General features: G+C 35.2%; 20 protein-coding genes. 6 read left to right on the top strand and 14 right to left on the bottom strand.

The annotated features are described in order from the left end of the window. Positions 1 to 164 precede the first annotated feature (164 nt). From PLR68_02900 to PLR68_02870, 7 genes are all read right to left on the bottom strand, one after another. On the bottom strand, positions 165 to 1,406 hold the full coding sequence (locus tag PLR68_02900; GenBank protein ID HOW60668.1) for a replication-associated recombination protein A: 1,242 nt from the start codon (positions 1,404 to 1,406) through the stop codon (positions 165 to 167). A gap of 167 nt (positions 1,407 to 1,573) precedes the next feature. Then, positions 1,574 to 2,023: a DUF5666 domain-containing protein gene (locus PLR68_02895; protein HOW60667.1), complete on the bottom strand. Its 450-nt coding sequence runs from the start codon at positions 2,021 to 2,023 to the stop codon at positions 1,574 to 1,576. Between the two features lie 35 nt (positions 2,024 to 2,058). Then, positions 2,059 to 3,276: an ABC transporter permease gene (locus PLR68_02890; GenBank protein ID HOW60666.1), complete on the bottom strand. Its 1,218-nt coding sequence runs from the start codon at positions 3,274 to 3,276 to the stop codon at positions 2,059 to 2,061. A 45-nt stretch (positions 3,277 to 3,321) separates the two neighbouring features. Then, positions 3,322 to 3,999, bottom strand: a complete 678-nt coding sequence (locus tag PLR68_02885; GenBank protein ID HOW60665.1) for an ABC transporter ATP-binding protein — start codon at positions 3,997 to 3,999, stop codon at positions 3,322 to 3,324. A 6-nt stretch (positions 4,000 to 4,005) separates the two neighbouring features. Beyond that, complete coding sequence (locus PLR68_02880; protein HOW60664.1) at positions 4,006 to 5,175, bottom strand: efflux RND transporter periplasmic adaptor subunit; 1,170 nt, start codon at positions 5,173 to 5,175, stop codon at positions 4,006 to 4,008. A gap of 27 nt (positions 5,176 to 5,202) precedes the next feature. Further along, on the bottom strand, positions 5,203 to 6,009 hold the full coding sequence (locus tag PLR68_02875; GenBank protein ID HOW60663.1) for a hypothetical protein: 807 nt from the start codon (positions 6,007 to 6,009) through the stop codon (positions 5,203 to 5,205). A gap of 4 nt (positions 6,010 to 6,013) precedes the next feature. Next, positions 6,014 to 6,592 carry a sigma-70 family RNA polymerase sigma factor gene (locus tag PLR68_02870; GenBank protein ID HOW60662.1) on the bottom strand — a complete coding sequence of 193 codons (579 nt, stop codon included), beginning with the start codon at positions 6,590 to 6,592 and terminating at the stop codon, positions 6,014 to 6,016. A gap of 265 nt (positions 6,593 to 6,857) precedes the next feature. Between PLR68_02870 and PLR68_02865 the strand changes: the two genes are divergently transcribed. Then, positions 6,858 to 7,415 carry an NYN domain-containing protein gene (locus PLR68_02865; GenBank protein ID HOW60661.1) on the top strand — a complete coding sequence of 186 codons (558 nt, stop codon included), beginning with the start codon at positions 6,858 to 6,860 and terminating at the stop codon, positions 7,413 to 7,415. Between the two features lie 20 nt (positions 7,416 to 7,435). Further along, positions 7,436 to 8,176 carry a sigma-70 family RNA polymerase sigma factor gene (locus PLR68_02860; protein HOW60660.1) on the top strand — a complete coding sequence of 247 codons (741 nt, stop codon included), beginning with the start codon at positions 7,436 to 7,438 and terminating at the stop codon, positions 8,174 to 8,176. Between the two features lie 78 nt (positions 8,177 to 8,254). On the opposite strand, the gene mscL is transcribed toward PLR68_02860, so the two are convergent. Beyond that, positions 8,255 to 8,656, bottom strand: a complete 402-nt coding sequence (mscL, locus tag PLR68_02855) for a large conductance mechanosensitive channel protein MscL (GenBank protein ID HOW60659.1) — start codon at positions 8,654 to 8,656, stop codon at positions 8,255 to 8,257. Between the two features lie 120 nt (positions 8,657 to 8,776). Further along, positions 8,777 to 9,475: a UDP-2,3-diacylglucosamine diphosphatase gene (locus tag PLR68_02850; protein HOW60658.1), complete on the bottom strand. Its 699-nt coding sequence runs from the start codon at positions 9,473 to 9,475 to the stop codon at positions 8,777 to 8,779. A gap of 154 nt (positions 9,476 to 9,629) precedes the next feature. On the opposite strand from PLR68_02850, the gene murJ reads away from it, so the two are divergent. Further along, positions 9,630 to 10,952, top strand: a complete 1,323-nt coding sequence (gene murJ / locus PLR68_02845; GenBank protein ID HOW60657.1) for a murein biosynthesis integral membrane protein MurJ — start codon at positions 9,630 to 9,632, stop codon at positions 10,950 to 10,952. Here murJ and PLR68_02840 read toward each other — a convergent pair. The 5 genes from PLR68_02840 to PLR68_02820 all read right to left on the bottom strand — a co-directional run bounded on the left by PLR68_02840 (position 10,949) and on the right by PLR68_02820 (position 14,692). Continuing rightward, the gene (locus PLR68_02840) at positions 10,949 to 11,758 is read right to left on the bottom strand and encodes a C39 family peptidase (protein HOW60656.1); all 810 of its coding nucleotides are present in this window, start codon (positions 11,756 to 11,758) and stop codon (positions 10,949 to 10,951) included. The two genes, murJ and PLR68_02840, sit on opposite strands and share 4 nt — an antisense overlap. A 30-nt stretch (positions 11,759 to 11,788) precedes the next feature. Further along, positions 11,789 to 12,229 carry a hypothetical protein gene (locus tag PLR68_02835; protein HOW60655.1) on the bottom strand — a complete coding sequence of 147 codons (441 nt, stop codon included), beginning with the start codon at positions 12,227 to 12,229 and terminating at the stop codon, positions 11,789 to 11,791. A 249-nt stretch (positions 12,230 to 12,478) separates the two neighbouring features. Then, entirely contained in the window at positions 12,479 to 12,937 is a 459-nt protein-coding gene (locus tag PLR68_02830; GenBank protein HOW60654.1) for a hypothetical protein, read from the bottom strand. A gap of 259 nt (positions 12,938 to 13,196) precedes the next feature. Then, positions 13,197 to 13,493, bottom strand: coding sequence for a hypothetical protein (locus PLR68_02825; protein HOW60653.1), 297 nt, complete (start codon positions 13,491 to 13,493; stop codon positions 13,197 to 13,199). A 275-nt stretch (positions 13,494 to 13,768) separates the two neighbouring features. Then, a complete protein-coding gene (locus PLR68_02820) occupies positions 13,769 to 14,692 on the bottom strand; it encodes a hypothetical protein (GenBank protein HOW60652.1) in 924 nt (307 codons plus the stop codon). Positions 14,693 to 14,757: 65 nt separating this feature from the next. Here PLR68_02820 and PLR68_02815 point away from each other — a divergent pair, with 65 nt between their 5' ends. The 3 genes from PLR68_02815 (at position 14,758) to PLR68_02805 (ending at position 16,838) form a co-directional block, all read left to right on the top strand. Continuing rightward, on the top strand, positions 14,758 to 14,973 hold the full coding sequence (locus PLR68_02815) for a hypothetical protein (GenBank protein HOW60651.1): 216 nt from the start codon (positions 14,758 to 14,760) through the stop codon (positions 14,971 to 14,973). Positions 14,974 to 15,473: 500 nt separating this feature from the next. Then, positions 15,474 to 16,619 (top strand): hypothetical protein, encoded by a 1,146-nt coding sequence (locus PLR68_02810; GenBank protein HOW60650.1) that lies wholly within the window; start codon positions 15,474 to 15,476, stop codon positions 16,617 to 16,619. 18 nt (positions 16,620 to 16,637) lie between these two features. Beyond that, on the top strand, positions 16,638 to 16,838 hold the full coding sequence (locus PLR68_02805) for a hypothetical protein (GenBank protein HOW60649.1): 201 nt from the start codon (positions 16,638 to 16,640) through the stop codon (positions 16,836 to 16,838). Positions 16,839 to 16,851: the final 13 nt, after the last annotated feature.

The raw sequence follows: 16,851 nt of genomic DNA, 5'->3' as shown, positions 1-16,851 counted from the left end.
TAATTTTATGCTGTTAGTAGCATGATTTCTGAGGTTTGTTTTTGTTTTTGTATTAAATTGTGCTTATTGAGCTTAGAATAAAACAAAAACGGGGTTCACCCGTTTCTGCTCTATCTATTTCAATACGTTAATTATACACCCAATCGAGAAAAAAATCAAGCCTTTTAAATGTATTTTTTGTTTTTTAATTTATCCGGCAAGTATTGTTGTCCTGTGCTGTCTTCAAGTGGTGTATATTTATAACCTTTTCCATAACCTAATTTTTCCATAAGTTTTGTCGGCGCATTGCGGATGTGCATCGGCACCGGCAGATTTCCATATTGTTCAACGTCCCTCTTGGCTTTTCCGTATGCCATATAGGCGCTTACGCTTTTCTTGGCATTGGAAAGATATATTACCAATTGCGCTAGATGCACGCTACATTCCGGCATACCGATTTTATGGCAGGCATCAAAGACACTATTAGCTAAGACCACAGCAAAATTATCCGCCAAGCCAACGTCCTCGGAAGCAAAACGGAACAGTCTCCTGGCGACATATCTTGGTTCTTCTCCACCCTCCAGCATCCGTGCCAGCCAATACAAAGCCGCATTGGCATCTCCGCCGCGCATAGATTTATGCAGCGCTGAAATTATATTATAATGTTCTTCCCCAGTTTTGTCATAATAAAGATGCGATTTCTGCAATATTTTTTTTATGAGTTCCGAAGTTACATTTGTATTCTGCTGAGTAGCTGCTTCCAGAGTATTCAACGCCATGCGCGCGTCACCATTAGCAAAAGCTGCAATATGAGAAATAACTTCCTTGGAAATTTTTATTTTTTGTTTGCCAAAACCATTTTCTTTGTCACTTAAAGCATGCTCAATAATTTTTTGGATATCTTTAGCTTCCAGTTTATTCAGAACCAGTACACGCGATCTGGAAATTAAAGCTGAAATTACTTCAAAGCTTGGATTTTCTGTCGTCGCTCCGATTAAAGTTACAACCCCATGCTCCACATGAGGCAGCAATGCATCCTGCTGAGCCTTGTTCCAACGGTGGATTTCATCAATGAATAAAATAGTTTTGATATTTTTTTCTTTGTTTTCCTTGGCAGTTTTAATCACAGCCATTAGATCTTTTTTTCCACTGGCAACACCGCTAAGAACCACAAATTCTGAATTAGTTTCATGGGCAATGATTGAAGCTAAGGTTGTTTTTCCGCTACCCGGAGGTCCCCAAAAAATCAGCGATGGAACTTTGTCATCCTGAATGGCTTTTCGGAGGAAAGAATCTTTTCCAACCAATTCTTCCTGCCCGAAAAAATCCTCAAGTTTTTTGGGACGCATCCTGTCCGCCAATGGCCTTGCCTCGCCAAAACTTGGTGACGGCGGAGCATATTGAAGATTGTTCGATTTATTAATCATAGGAAGCACCTACATCCCCACACCAATTAAGCAATTACACATTCTCTTTTTATATAAGTACCACATATTTCATTACTAAAGCAAGCTAAAACAATCTTTGTTTTTTGTTTTAAATTAGTGTGGAGATATACACTGTAATACTCCCTGTAAAAGTAAAGAGGGTTCTTTTATTGCTGTGGCAAAGGGCGGATTTGGATATTTTGGGCAGTAATACTGCCATCAGCATTCGTTTTTCCATTGACCATTACATCTTGCCCGGCATTCAAATCAGAAAGTGACCCATCGATTGTTTTTCCGACTATTGTTGAGTCAGAAAAGAAAATTATTTTAGAATTTCCCTTTCTGTCTTTTACTGTAATACTCTTATCATCTTTGGATAATATTTCTCCGCCCATAAATCCGCCTTCACTCATATTGCCGCCGCCCATGCCCATTCCTGGCCTGTTTTGCACCGGAATCTGTCTATTGCCGCGCTGCCCTCCATTAAAACTTCCTTTTGTGTCAAACTGCCCGGTTTTCTCTTTTTTAATTTCATACTTCATCCCGGCATAAAACATACCGACTCCCACAGCCACAACTGCAATTGCTGCAAGAATTATAATTTTTTTGTTGTTCATTTTTTTAAAATTAATTTTTTAGTTTTAAATTTCTATTATTCATACCTAAGCGCTTCTATCGGACTGAGATTGGCAGCGCGGCGGGCTGGGTAAAAGCCGAAAATAATCCCGACTCCAGCTGAAACTCCGAATGCCAACAAAATTGATGAGAGTGATATGCTAGTCGTCAGATTGCTGACAAAATGAGCGATAGCCAAAGACATTATCCATCCAACAATAACCCCCAATATTCCTCCGATAAAAGTTAGCGCTACCGCTTCAGCCAAGAACTGCAGGTTTATATATTTTTTCCTGATGCCTACAGCTTTTCTCAGTCCGATTTCACGAGTTCTTTCGGTAACAGTTGTCAGCATCATATTCATAATTCCGATTCCTCCGACTAAGAGCGAAATGCCGGCAATAGAAGAAAGCAGCATTGTAAAAGTTCCGGTTATGCTGGTAGCTGTAGCGATAATATCATTCTGATTCATGATATTAAAATCAGCATTGTTCGGATCGGAAATTTTGTGGCGCGTCAAAAGCAAAGTGGAAATCTGATCCTGCACGGCAGCCATGGAATTCTGATCGGCAGCTGCCACACTTATATTATTAAGATAATCATTTCCTGACAGATAGTGCTGGGCTGTAGTTATCGGAACATAGATAACATCATCTTGATTATTAAATCCGCTTCCGCCCTTGGAAACCGTCATACCTATCACCGTAAAATCCATTTTATTAATGTTTATTGTTTTTCCAACCGGATCAGCATTTTCTCCGAAAAGATCGTCCCTGACAGAAGGGCCAACGACAGCTACTTTGGATGATCCTTTGAGCTGTTGTTCACTGAAAAACGAGCCACTGTCCATACTTACATTTCTGATTGTCAAATAGTCTTCTGTGGTACCGATAACCTGCGTGTTCGTATTGTTGCCTTTGGCAGTCACTTGATAACGCCTGGAAATTGACGGCGCAACTGCTTTGATATTTTCAATTTCGTCTTTGATTGCATCAGCGTCTTCAACTGTGAGCGTTTGAATACTTCCTATTCCTTGGCTTACTCCACCAACTCTTTGCGAGCCAGGACTTATCATAATAAGGTTTGATCCGATTGCCTCAATATTTTTTTCGATTGAACTTTGCGCGCCTTGACCTACTGCAACAAGCGCAATCACCGAAGCAATTCCAATCACAATACCTAAAATAGTGAGGCCTGATCTCACTTTGTTTGCAGCCAATGACCAAATTGTTTCTTTAAACAAATCTTTTAGCATCGATTTATGAATGAAATTAAAATTTTAATTTCATTTTATTTTATCCTATTTAACATCATCCTTCTCAATCATTCCATCACGTATATGGATTATCCTGTTAGCATAATTCGCAACATCTATTTCATGCGTAATGAGAATTATAGTGTGTCCTTTTTCATTCAGCTCCTTTAGAGCATCCATAACAAGATGACTTGTTTTCGTGTCCAAATTTCCAGTTGGTTCGTCAGCAAGAATTATGGCAGGATTATTAATGAGCGCTCTCGCTATCGCGACTCTCTGCATTTGTCCTCCAGAAAGTTGATTGGAAAGATTCATGAATTTTTCTTTCTCCATACCCGCATATTCCAAGCATTCGCGCGCGCGCGATTCTCTCTCTTCTTCACTAAGCCCGGAATACAGCATCGGAAGCATGACATTTCTAAGCACAGTTGTTCTTGGGAGTAGATTAAAAGATTGGAAAACAAATCCTATTTTATTCCTTCTCAGATCAGAAAGTTCATCATCATTAAGACGAGAAACTTCATGGCTGTCGAGAAAATATTTTCCGCTGGTCGGAACATCGAGGGCTCCGATAATATGCATCAGGGTTGACTTTCCGCTTCCGGAAGGACCTACAATAGAAACAAATTCTCCTTTCTCCGCGTGGAAAGAAATGTTGCGAAGAGCAACCGTTTCAATTCCTCCATTGTTATAGACTTTTGTAATATTTTTACAATCAATCATAGAAAATTAGTCAAAGCGCCCTCCTTCGCCCAAACCTGGGATTCTAACACTACTTCCAGATCTTGAACTTGGAGAAGATGAAGATGAATTTACACTATCAGAACTGACTGTTTGTGTAATAATATTTTCTCCTTCGCTCATACCGCTTATTATTTCCGTTTGTACATCATTCGATAAACCAATTTCTACTGTTTTTCTCTCCGGAGTTTCTCCTAAAAGCACTTGCACATAAAAACTTCCATTTTGCGTTTTCACTGAGCTGTTCGGAACAAGAAGAACATCCTGTTTAACGTTTGTGATTATGGCAGCAGACACACTCATCTCCGGTTTTATTCTTTCATCGAGCGAATCAAGTCCTATAGTCACGTTATATGAAACAACTCCTGAGCTCGAAATACCCAAGGAATCTATCTTCTCCACTTTGCCAGTTGAAGTAAGACCATCAATGGCGTTAAATGTGAGCGATACTTTTTGACCAATACTAACATTGGCGATATCAACTTCATTAACTTCAACTTGCGCTTTCAGCGTGTCCATGTTTCCAATTATTATTGGTGCGGAAGAATTACTATTTGACGAAAGTCTGCCTAAATCATCTCCGTTTTTTATATTAACCGCATTAATTGTTCCTTCTATCGGAGAAACAACTTTTCTTTTTGAAGCATCAGTTAAAGCATTTTGGTATGAGCTCCAGTTTGTTTCTACATTTTTTTCCGCCACTTCTAATGAAATTTCAGCAGCTTTATATTTATATTTTAAAGATTTTTCCTCTTCCGAACTTGCATCTTCATAATTATTTTTAGCGTCTCTTCTGTTAGCCTTAGCTGTTTCCAGGGAAGATTTTGCCTGAAGATATGAAGAATAAGCTTTATTGGCATCAATTCCCAGATCGTTATTTTCAATCATAAAAAGTAGCTGGCCTTTTTTAACAGTATCGCCAACGCTTACTGCTAAACCATAGACTGTTCCGGTTATAGTTGGATCGACTGTGGCGCTATCGTCAACAATAACATTTCCGCTAGCAGAAATTGAGGTTGTTAACGTTCCTTTTTCTGCTACAGCCGTTTTATATGTAACAGATATTGAGGAAGATTTTGATTTGCTGTACCAATAATAACCTCCTCCGATTATTACGAGTGCTATAGCTAACCAAAAATATTTTTTCTTAAATTTCATCTGATTGATTGTCAAAAATATTAAAAGTTATGGATGCATGTTTTCAAAAGGCGAAAAATTTTCAGGTGGAGGTAAATGCTCTGGATTGTTTTTCCCCTGCCGATTAAAACGCTGATTGCGCGGAGTTTTTCCGTCCCAGTCTTCCGGAAAAGTTCTTATTGAAAACGCACTTATTGAAAAGTCATTATTTTTTTTGCCTATAATTCCTACTTTATCGCCCACAGAAAATTCAGATGGATTATTTTTCTCTGTTCTATCGTTATAAACTATCTTCCATTCTTCACCATCAAAACTTTTTATTGAAAATTCATTTGTCCCAATGTTTATAATTTCCCCACCAATGAGACCGTCCCCAGGTCTTGTCCAGCGTCCTTCCCTAGGAGCGACCAATCTTTTTAAATTAGGTGTATTTTTTGAAAATGCTCCGTGCATTTTATTGTCTATCTTGAGAAAATGACTAATAAAAGCCAAGATGGAAATTATAAGCACAACCAGGCTAGTTATAAAAAGTGTACTGTGCCTATAACCTTTATGGGTTCCCCTGAAAGCTTTTATGCCGAAATAAAGAGCCGCCAAAGAAAGGATTATCCATAAATAAGGAGCGGTAACAGTAATAATTCTGACAAATTTAAATAATTCCATGTGGCGTATAAATCTTGGATCTATATCAGAAACATTCAAAATAGCTAGCGACAGAGATAGTGCTCCTATAAGTATCATCACTACCATTAAAATCCAAAACAAATAGCTTTTCCATTGCAACTTTAATTTTGATTCGGGAATAATGTGTCCTTCTTTGATTTTTTCTATGATTTTTTTAGAGATGTCTTTCATATGTTTAATTATTTATTCCAAATTTATTACTGGCCTCTTTAAGAAGCATTTTTCTTCCGCGGTTTATAAGTGCCGCCACCGTCCCCTTGGGTTTCTGGATAATATCCATTATTTCCTCATAATTTTTGTCTTCCAAAAACCTTAGCACCAGCACTTCTTTATATTTATACGGCAGCTCGTCTATTATCTTGCGTATGATATCCAGATGATTTCTTGCTTCCGCCTGTATATGCACATCTATGTCTGACTGAAAAAATTTAAGCACATCATTTTCTTCGAAATACATAGCCTGTGGCCGCGCCTGTTTTTTTCTTATGGCATCAATCGTTGCATTCCTGGCTATTTGATATATCCACGAAGAAAATTTTAAATCATTATCAAATATATTCAAGCTTTTATACGCTTTTATAAATGTCTCCTGTATAATGTCTTCTATATCTTCATCGGCAAAATAAGAAATTCTTTTAATATAGCGAAACAGGCGATCTTGATATCGCAATACGATTTCACTGAAAGCATCTGGACTTCTTTTTGAAAACTGAACCAATTCATTATCTGTCATTTCGGCTGATTTTTCTGGCATATAAATTTTAGCTTAACCAACCGGTTAGTTATACGGCTAATTAACTTTTTAGTTTGCAATTCTTAATGTTTCTATTTTAGCACAGATATTAATTGAAAACATAAAATACACCTTTATTATTAATGCTTAACGATTTGACAAATCTCTTTGTTTGGTTGACAAATGAGAGCACGTGTTGTACGATCCATTTAAAACATTTAGGAAAGGAGGTTAAAAAAAGCATTAATATTAGTAGTTTAAAATCAGAATAAAAAAGGAGTATTTTATGCCAAAAAATGCAATAGTAGCAGTAGATTTCTCTAATATAACTTCAGCTTTTGAAGATATTAGAAGAAAGTCTGGTTTGGATCCAAGAAGTAAACTTGATTTGGAGAAGCTTGTCAATATTGCAACGATGGGCTCAAATGTTGCCTCAAAAACAGTGTATGTAGAAACAAGAAGCACGGATGACCAGGTTGGCCAGCGAAAATTCTTGTATCAGTTCTCCGTTAAAGGCTTTAACGTTGTTACGAAAGAAGTAAAACGTATATGGACCGGGGTCGGTACAAAAGAGAAGGCTAATTTTGATGTAGAAATTACGACAGACATCAGCGACAGCTTCTGGCGAAGAGATTGTGATGAAATTATACTTCTTTCCGGCGATTCAGATTTTGAATATCTTCTCAGCAAAATAAAAAAAAGAGGAGGAATCAGCGTAACAATCGTGTCTTCAGATGATACAGTTTCAAGAGAACTGAGAGCATTGGCCGACAGACTAATTCTTATTGGCCATGATGTAAAAATGGAGGAAATATCTTTTATAAACTCAAAATCTGCACAATAGCATAAAAATCGAGGTGAATAATGGCAAAAAATCAAAATGAAGAAACGGCTTGCTTGCGTTTTCTCATAAAACAAGCACAAAAATGCCCACGATTATCTAGAACAGAAGAGAGCGAGCTCCTGGAAAAAATATGCGAACAAAGAAATGAAGGCGAAGAAAAGAAAAAATTAACGGAGATGGAGAAAAAAATAGTCGAATCGAATATGGCTTTTGCCATTTTTTTCGCCAGAAAAAATTGGAATAGTGGATTAGCAATTGAAGATTTAATCCAAACGGCAAATATCGGATTAATCTTGGCTGTTAAAACATTTAAGTCTGATTGCGGTTGCGGGTTTGCAAGATGGGCCGGGTTTTACATCAAGACCAGGATAGACGTTGAGTTGGCTTATCAATCAGATAATATTTCTGTTTCGCGCCAATTAAGGAGGGCAATAATAGAAATTGAAAAAACTGAGAAGAATTTTTTGCAGAATTACAAGCGGTTACCAACTCATGAAGAGCTGGCAGAGTGTTTGGGCCTTACTAAGGAGAAAATCTCTGAAGTACAGGTTATAAGGAAAAGAGGAAAAACATTCTCCTTTTCTAAACTAGTCAACGAAGATGATGACTCGACGATCGATTGCGTTATACCAGACTCTAAAAATATTTCTTCCGAAGAGACAGTGCAAGACAAAGATATGGCTGATCAAATTCATAAGGTTTTGACTACATTGAAAGCTAGTGAAGAAAAAGTCATCAGATTACGTTTTGGCCTAAGATAAGAACAAGATACTATTTACAAAAACCATGCAATTAACAAATTGCGTGGTTTTTTCTTTTTGTATTTTATTTTTTTAAGTTTATGAAGTAATCTGTGCACAATGTGAGCAGCGTTTGGCCTCAGTGGGAATTTCACTCAGACATTCCGGGCATTTCTTGGTAGTCGGATCTGCCGGCGCTTCTTTGCGAGAACGCGCAACAAGCATATTCATCGGTTTTATTATAAAAAAGAAAATGGCAGCCGCAACTAATATAAATGAAATGAGAGCATTAATAAAATGTCCAATCATAAATTTGCTGTCATTGATTGTAAAAATTAAACCAGAAAAATCAGGTACTTTAGCAATGGCTGCAATCATTGGAGTCAGCAAATCAGACACAAGAGCTGAAACTACTGACCCAAAAGCGGCACCAACTACAACTCCTACGGCCAGATCAACGACATTTCCGCGAAGAAGAAATTGTTTGAATTCTTTTAACATAATTTTTTAAAATTAATAATTATTTTTAAAGCTAAATAAAAAAATATTTATTATTCTAAGGATATTTTTGCCATATTCTTACTATATTTAAAATAGCATGTTTTTTGTCCTTTGATAATTTCATATATATTCTTGAATTTTTATACCTCCATCGTTAATAGTTATATAACTACATGGAGTGTCATCCCAACAGCCCGAATTAAAATATTTTATTTTATGATTTTTTCTTTGAATAGACTTATGTGTATGTCCACAGAAAACAAAATCGGCTCCATTTTCTTTACCATAAATAATTGCAGAACGGGCTACTTTTTCAGAAAGTCTTAGCCAACCTTTGCTTTTTTTCTTAAGATAATGACTAAATTTTTTTTCATTAGAATCAATTCTTTGTATAAAATTATAAATTTTATTCGCCAAATAACTAATCATAGCATTATTAACTAAAAAACGGTCGAATTGATGTCCATGTATGGCAAGATATTTTTTCTGCTTATAATGCCAAACGTATGTTTCATATATTTTGGCATCCATTAGAGATTTAAAAATATTTACCAATCCCTCATCATGGTTTCCAATAACCCACCTGACTTTCTTATTTTTAGATATTTTTCCAATATAAGTAAGCAGATTCCAGCATTCTTTAGAAAGATTGCGGAAATCCATGTTGTCAAAAACATCTCCCAAGAGTATAAGCTTTTGGAAAGAATAATTTTCCAGCATTGCCAAAGTTTTTTCCGGTTGGCTCACTTTTGATCCCAGGTGAAGGTCAGAAATTATTATTGTATGTGTTTTTGTTTTTTTAGTTTTTTCTTTTTTCATCTATTACATTTTATCACTTATGGGCATTATTACAATTTTAGATAAAAATATGGTTTGCAAGATTTACTAAACCAAACAAAATAAGTTTATTCCAAAAAAACAAGGAATATATTTGGTAATTTCAAATCTTTCTGTTTGGTGATATAGTATTTATATGAAGAAATGGACAAATATAATCCCCAAGGGTAGCGTGATACTTGCAATTACATCTTTTGCTTCCTATGTTCTTGGATTGGCGCGAGATCACTTTTTTGCGCAGACTTTTGGCGCTTCAAGACCATTAGATGCTTATAACGCTGCTTTTCTTTTTCCTGATCTTTTATTTAATATTCTTATCGCCGGAGGGATTACTGCTGCCTTTGTGCCAATACTTTCAGAACTTTTGCACTCAGACAAAGAAAAGGCTAAAGAATATGTCAATTCCATAATAACAGCCGCTACTGGCATCATGTTTATAATCGCCGTAATTATTATAATATTTGCAAATTATATAAGTGTCATCGTGGCTCCTGGTTTTAATGAAGCTGATAGACTTTTAGTAGCAAAGATTGTACGAATTCTGGCACTGTCTCCTATCTTTTTTGCAGCTTCCAACGCTATTGGTGCCATGTTGATAACTCAAAGGCGATTTCTTTTTTATGGAATGTCCCCAGTTCTTTACAATTTTGGGATAATTCTTGGAACATTATTTTTGGCTCCATTTTTTGGTATAACGGGCGTAGCTGTAGGCACAGTTTTTGGGGCTTTTCTTCATCTTTTAGCAAGATTTGGTGATGCTTGGTGGCATGGTTTCAGATTTAGAACAGCATATGATTTCAAATCCGCTCCTTTTCGTAAAACCATCAGAATGATGATACCCAAGATGTTTGGACATCCTATTGAACTTGCGACTTTTTGGGGTTTTACAGCTATAGCTTCAATGCTTCAGCCTGGATCAGTAACAGCAATAAGCTTTGCGCGTAATTTTCAAAGTGTCCCGATAAGCCTTATTGGCATAACTATTGCCACAACCAGTTTTCCTTTGCTAGCTAACGCTATTAATGATAACGCTAAGGATAATTTTTTAAAAACACTAAAGAATTCTTTTCTCTTGATACTTTTGGCAAGCTTATTATCTGCATCCATTATTTTTTTAATTCGTGATGAACTAATAAGTATTTTTTTGGGTGGTGGAGCATTCGAATCTTCTGACATAATCCGCACATCTGCTGCCCTTGGAGTATTTTGTCTGAGTATTCCTACCGAGTCATTAGTCCACCTTATGGCCAGAGCTTTCTATGCAACAAAAAATACAACCATTCCAGTTGTAATCAGCATATTAGGAATTATAATCGCTATACCAGGGGGATATTTTATGAGTTTTCATTATGGATTAGTAGCTTTGCCATTCGCTTTTTTCCTGGGTAGTGCTTTTGAATTATTAATCCTATTGATCTTACTTCCACTGCGTTTACGTAAGATAAATAACGGCCACTAGCCTGCTATTATCACAGCTTTTTTCCCATTATACACATCTCCATTATTCCAATCATGAATAGCATTCATTATTATTCCTGTTTTATACCTATAATTAGCACCTTTTCTGGTTCCCGGTTCATTCGTTATAAAATTATCATTCTTATCATAACCTTTAATTACCAGCATATGATATAGCGGGCCAGGACTACGAAAATTAGGATTTTTTAATTCTCGGCCAGCCAATGGAACTACTACGGCTTTCCCTTCAGCCAAAGCAATTTTAATTTCATTCACGCTTGGATTATAAACTATTTCAATCTTTTGCAAATTATATAACTCACGAAGAATAGTTGCTGTTTCTTCTATGTTTGTGTCTTTGTGATATCCAAATTTTTTCATTTCGAAATCCATAATAGAAAGAAGTTTTGCATCAGCATCGTTAGAATTGAGTATTGGGCTGTTTTTTAAATAACTAGCTGCCATTAAAACCGATGCTTCTTCACAGAAATCTTCATAGGGATAGACCCAATTCTGGTTTGGCGCTTGCAGAACAAATGGTATAGATAGATTTGTTTCTTCAGGCAAAACAATCTCTTTTTTAGGTGATGCTTTTTCATCTAATTTTATTGATTTATCTGAAGCTTTTTTTTCATTTTGAGTCGGGATTTTTACAGCTTCATCATAAGTGTGAGCAGGTGGCAAGGGAGTTGCAGTTTGTTTTTTACTTTCCAAAAACGCCAAAAACCAACCGCCGCCTCCGGCTGTGATTATCCAAATAATAATAATGACTAGAGTTAAAACAATGCTACCTTTTTTATTTTTCATTTGTTTTTTTTCTTTTCTATCTATTGCTGTTTATTTATCGTTCAAATAGAATTTACTGATAAAATAATAAAATACGAAATAAGACAGTAGACTTGCAATAATGATAGTAAATTGCATTTTTTCTTGACTAATAACTTCCGGCGAAAAAGTTCCTGTTTGAAATAACAAAATCAATTCAAGAAAAACAAGCAGTGTTGTGGCCGTAATAACAATAACATTGGGCTGATCTATGGAAAAAAATTTTTTAATAAAATTTGAAACCACCATAATAAGAATCCAAGTTATAAATATATTTGCCAATATCCTGATAACAAACAATATACTCATCATAGATTTATAACTTATATCAGTATCAGATATTATGCTGTTGAAAACAAAATTACTCAAAATTGCAGAAATATAAATAGAAGGAACAATTGTGATAAAAAAGAAAACCAACGATGCTTTGAAATTACTTAATGTGTTTTTCATAATAATATTCAAAAAAATTATTACTAGGTTTATTATAACATAAATTCTATCATCCTACTCTGGTATAAAAAATAACCCCATAAAAAGTGTGTTTTATTTGGTTCAATTTAGTAAAAAAATTATAACTTTTAATTATAGATAATTTGGTGAATTATTGGAAGAATTTAATTTAAGTTGGATATAAAAACAGAAAACCCACCAAAGCAAGTTTCCTTGCTGGTGGGTTATATTATAATAAAGTAACTTTACTTAATCCTTCAGACTCACATGAATTATGGAGATGCCTCCAAGATCAGGAAAACCGGCCCCGAGCAGATTTTTGCTCATCTTGATGACTTTATAGCCATCTCTTATGCCGGTGCCGCAGTCCCAAACGCCAAATCTTCCCCTTATCGAATTCCACATGAGCTCATTGGAAATCTCAAAATTTTCCCTGATAGTTTTAAGCTCATTATGCTTCGGCTTGAATTCCGGCGACTCCTGCTCGTTTTTTTCTTTCATCTTATTGAGCTGTTCTACCAGTTCTTCTTCTTTTTTACCGCAGAAATCTGCGTAAGCTAGCAAGCCTTTTTCGAAAAGACTCATATCGCCGATTACCTCTTCATTCTCCTTTACGGCTGCTCCAACGCTAGGAAAAACTCCTTTGCCAATAAAGCCCAAAACATCAGCCAAAAATGAACCCTTTACCGCTTCGATTGCTTTTTCCAAGTTACTACCTCCTAATTATAATATTTCTGATCCATAATGAATCAGATTTTTTATTATACATAAATTAAACTTTATGTCAACAAGCAATTAATAAATTAAATAAAAAAAGGCTTAAATAAGCCATTAAAATATGATGCCCATACTAAAAATTGAGCACTTTTAAGTGAGTAAAGTTTTGGAAAATTTTGGAAGAATTTAATTTAAGTTTGATATAAAAACAGAAAACCCACCAAAGCAGATTTTCTGCCGGCGGGTATTATTATCCAATGATTCTTTCTTCCGAGAAATGACGAACGGTTATACCCTTGTCACCAGCCTGAAGGTTAAGTTGACTACCAGGAATAACTTGAAATCCGTTTTCATCATCAGGAGTTTCCTGACAAATAACTTCTCCTTCAATGGCTATACAGCAACTTCCGCCGCCCATTTCGCCAATATATGAACCAGAAATATCAGCGAATTGGCCTGTTTTTATTTCCACATCATTTCCGTAGCCATACTTTGTGTGCCAACCGAATGCAATTAGATTAAAAGAAGTTTTGTTAATGATTCTCATTGTTTCCTCCTTTTTAATAGAACAATTTTTGTATAACAAAAAATCATATACCCAGGCTATATTTTTGTCAATATATAATTCGCTAATTATAAAAATTTAGAATTATGAATTGAACAAATATAAAAAACAGGGCTTTAAATAAGTCCTGAAAATCGTTGCTCCCGCTAGCTAATATGTTCAGAAACTTGAATTTAGGAAGACTTATGCAAGAAATGGAATTGTTGCCAGCATTTGCAGAGCTATAACAGGACATCACAGGACAAATCAGAGGAATGCTATTTGTCTTCTTGCATTTTTTTACGTCTTGGAGTTCTTTTTGCTAATTCTGGCACGCCGGGACCGGGAGTAATATAGCTAGTCGCTTTAATGTTTGGTAATTTTTGAATAAGTCGTGCCATTGGAATTCCTGTTCGTTTATGCTCCTCTACTAAATCAGCGATGACTGAACCTGATATTGTAGTTCCGGGATCAGCCTCGACAAGCGTAGAGGTATGAAATTGAGCATTTTCTTCATCGTCAGCCTTTACCATTTGCTCAAGAATTTCTTCTGGAGAAAAATTATCAAGAAGTTCTTGCATTCCCGCACCGTGAATATGTTTATAGCCTAGTCTGGGAATTTTTCCTTCACTCAATGCAAATGAAAAAAAATCTTCATCGTGAAAAGGAATATGGAAGCCGGCATAGTTTATTATTACATTGCCAGCTTTCTTCATCTGAAAATGATAGTGAGGCATTTTTCCTTCTCGTTTGTCTTGATGTCCTTGATAATCAGACCTAGAACAGGAAAATGACCATTCTAAATCTTTATAGACCACTGTTAGCTCAATTTTTTTTGAAGATGTTTTTTCTTCAACTAAATCGTTTATATTTTTAAGGGGTATATCAGTATTTGCCACCCAGCGTAAATATGCCTCCATTCTACGAAAACTATATTTTTTATATAGCAAGGGAAAGTGTCTTTTCTTAAAGCCATTCGGTTTTAAAAGCCAATGAAAACACGGTTTCTTTTCAGAAAAATGAGAAATAGAATTTCCGCAGAAACTACATTTTCCTTCCGCAAGAGCTTCTTTTAATTCCTTAAAATCCTTTTCCGCCTTGGCATATTCTTCATCACCTTTTTTTCTAAGCTCCTCATCGCTAATACCTTCTAGGTATTTATTTACAGAAGCATTTCTTTTTTCAATTTCAGATAAGTCCATTTTATTAAAATATTATGAGTTTCTTTTATAAAGTATATAAAAATTAAAAATTTATCACAAATTATATGAGGTTTACGAAGAAACTATTACTGCCAAGAATTCAGAGAAGAGAGAACGCCAAGCTGGAAAAATTCGTAGTTAAAAGCATCAACAAAGAGCTGAAAAGTGTAAATTTAGACTATAATTTAGTTCAAATGCAATACTTCTTTGAAAGCGTTTTTTTAAACAAAAGCGAAAGAAAAAAATTTCTAAAGAAAATTACTGAAAGTAAGAAAAAGTAATGAATGTTCAGCTGCGCGACAGCTTATTTAAGCCATTTTTTGGCTTAAAAATTAAATTTATAACAAAATAACTACACCTTGACAAAGTCTATTTTTGTATGATATTGTATATATAAGCCTTAAAAAGTTAATAAAGTTTTGATTTAGCTCAATATAAGACTTGGAACGTTAATACTATAAGTCGCCCTAGGGCACTACAGCAATCTTAACCTGCATACAGCCTTTGAGATAACAAAGCATTCAACTTTAAGTTGATTAGCCTCTGTTGTCTCTTTTTTTGTCTTCAGAAGCCAGCAATTTAAAGTTGCTGGTTTTATGTTATCTGACAAGGAATTCTATGAGAAATTAAGCAAAAAGACGCTTTCTAACAAGGAAGTATTTGAAGCAAAGCACAATTTTGTGGGATTTTTTGACTTGCTTTTTAGAATTGACAAACGAATAAATGAACAACAAAAGGAAAATAGCTCAAATAAGACGAATAATGAAAATAACGCAAAATTATGCTAGACACAGTAATCTTGAATTTTCCACTTGATAAGTTTGATATTTGGACGCCAGAAATGTTTTTTCCTAACGCGAAAGACTTTTTATCTGATGCCGGATATGGCAAAGCCGTTAACAATCCTTCAAAGGAAGAATCAAAATGGGAATATTATCCAAGAATGACACTCTATAGACGACCTTCAAGAATGGGAATAAATATCGGTTTAAGAGTTGAATTTTCAGTTCCAAAGTTACTATTTCAGAATAATCTAGACGAAATTAAAGAAAGTGATTTTGAAGAAGTTATCCTCAAATTACAGGAAAAACTAATCAAAAAAGGTGTCTATATTATGCGAGATAATTTAGCGGAAGCTACTGTGTCCGGATTTCACGCCTCAAAAAACATTGAGTTAAACGGCTACATAACAGCTACAATGGCAATCAAAGAGCTTTCCAAAATACAGCTAACAAAGAGGTTGGATCTGACAAAGACGGATTTTCGCAACGGCGGTCATTCACTTCAGTATTATTCAAAATCTCACTCCCTAGTTTTCTACGATAAAATCGCCGATATGGGAAAAGACGAAAAAAGGTCAATTGACCACGATATGAAAGGAAATCAAAAAAGTTTGTTTTGTCAGATAAACGAGTGGCGAAGAAAGACTGACATTGAAATTCTTAAAATGGAGGTTAGGCTTTCGCAAAAAAGAAAAATGGACACGGTTTTGGAAAAAATAGGATTTGGCAAAAATCCAAACTTCAGAGATATTTTTAAAAAAGATGTTTGCCAAAAAGTTTTGCTTGATTATTGGAATACGCTTGTCCAAGAAAGAAACCTGCATCTCTTTCAGCAAAACAAAAGCAAGAAAGATGAGCTTATGGAAATTTCTGATTATATCGCAAATCAAAATGGAAGACCTACAAAAGCAGTAGCTCTGTATGCTATCAAAGATTTTTGCAAGAGCGAGGGTGCAGAATTGTTTCGTCAGATTATAGAGGACAAATTCGGAAAAGGCTCTTGGAATAATGTAAACAAGCACTTGAAAGAATTAAATGCAATAGCATTAAATACAAACGCATTGTCGCCAGAGCTTTATTTGAAGGATATTGAAGAAGGATTAAAAAAATTTGATGTCTTTAAGAAAGAGCAAATTACGAGTTAATTATTTAATTCTAAATAAATGAGTAAAAAAAATTTAAAAAAGAAAAAAGTTGAACTCACTGATGAGTTGCTTGATGAAATTTTTCAAGGACGAACTGCTGAAGAAATAAGAAAGGAGCTAAAGAAAAGAGGCTTGGAGGACGAGATTACTGTAATAGGAAAGTATGATTATTGCGATGCGTGTGGTGGTTGCAATGATCGTAAGGACTGTTTCTTGTAAAGAAAAGTAAAGT

Source organism: Candidatus Moraniibacteriota bacterium (genome assembly GCA_035390125.1).
Classification (GTDB): Bacteria; Patescibacteriota; Minisyncoccia; order Moranbacterales; family GWC2-37-73; genus DAOOTD01.
The sequence above is the reverse complement of the archived record's forward strand: the minus strand, read 5'-3'. Positions and strand labels throughout refer to the sequence as shown.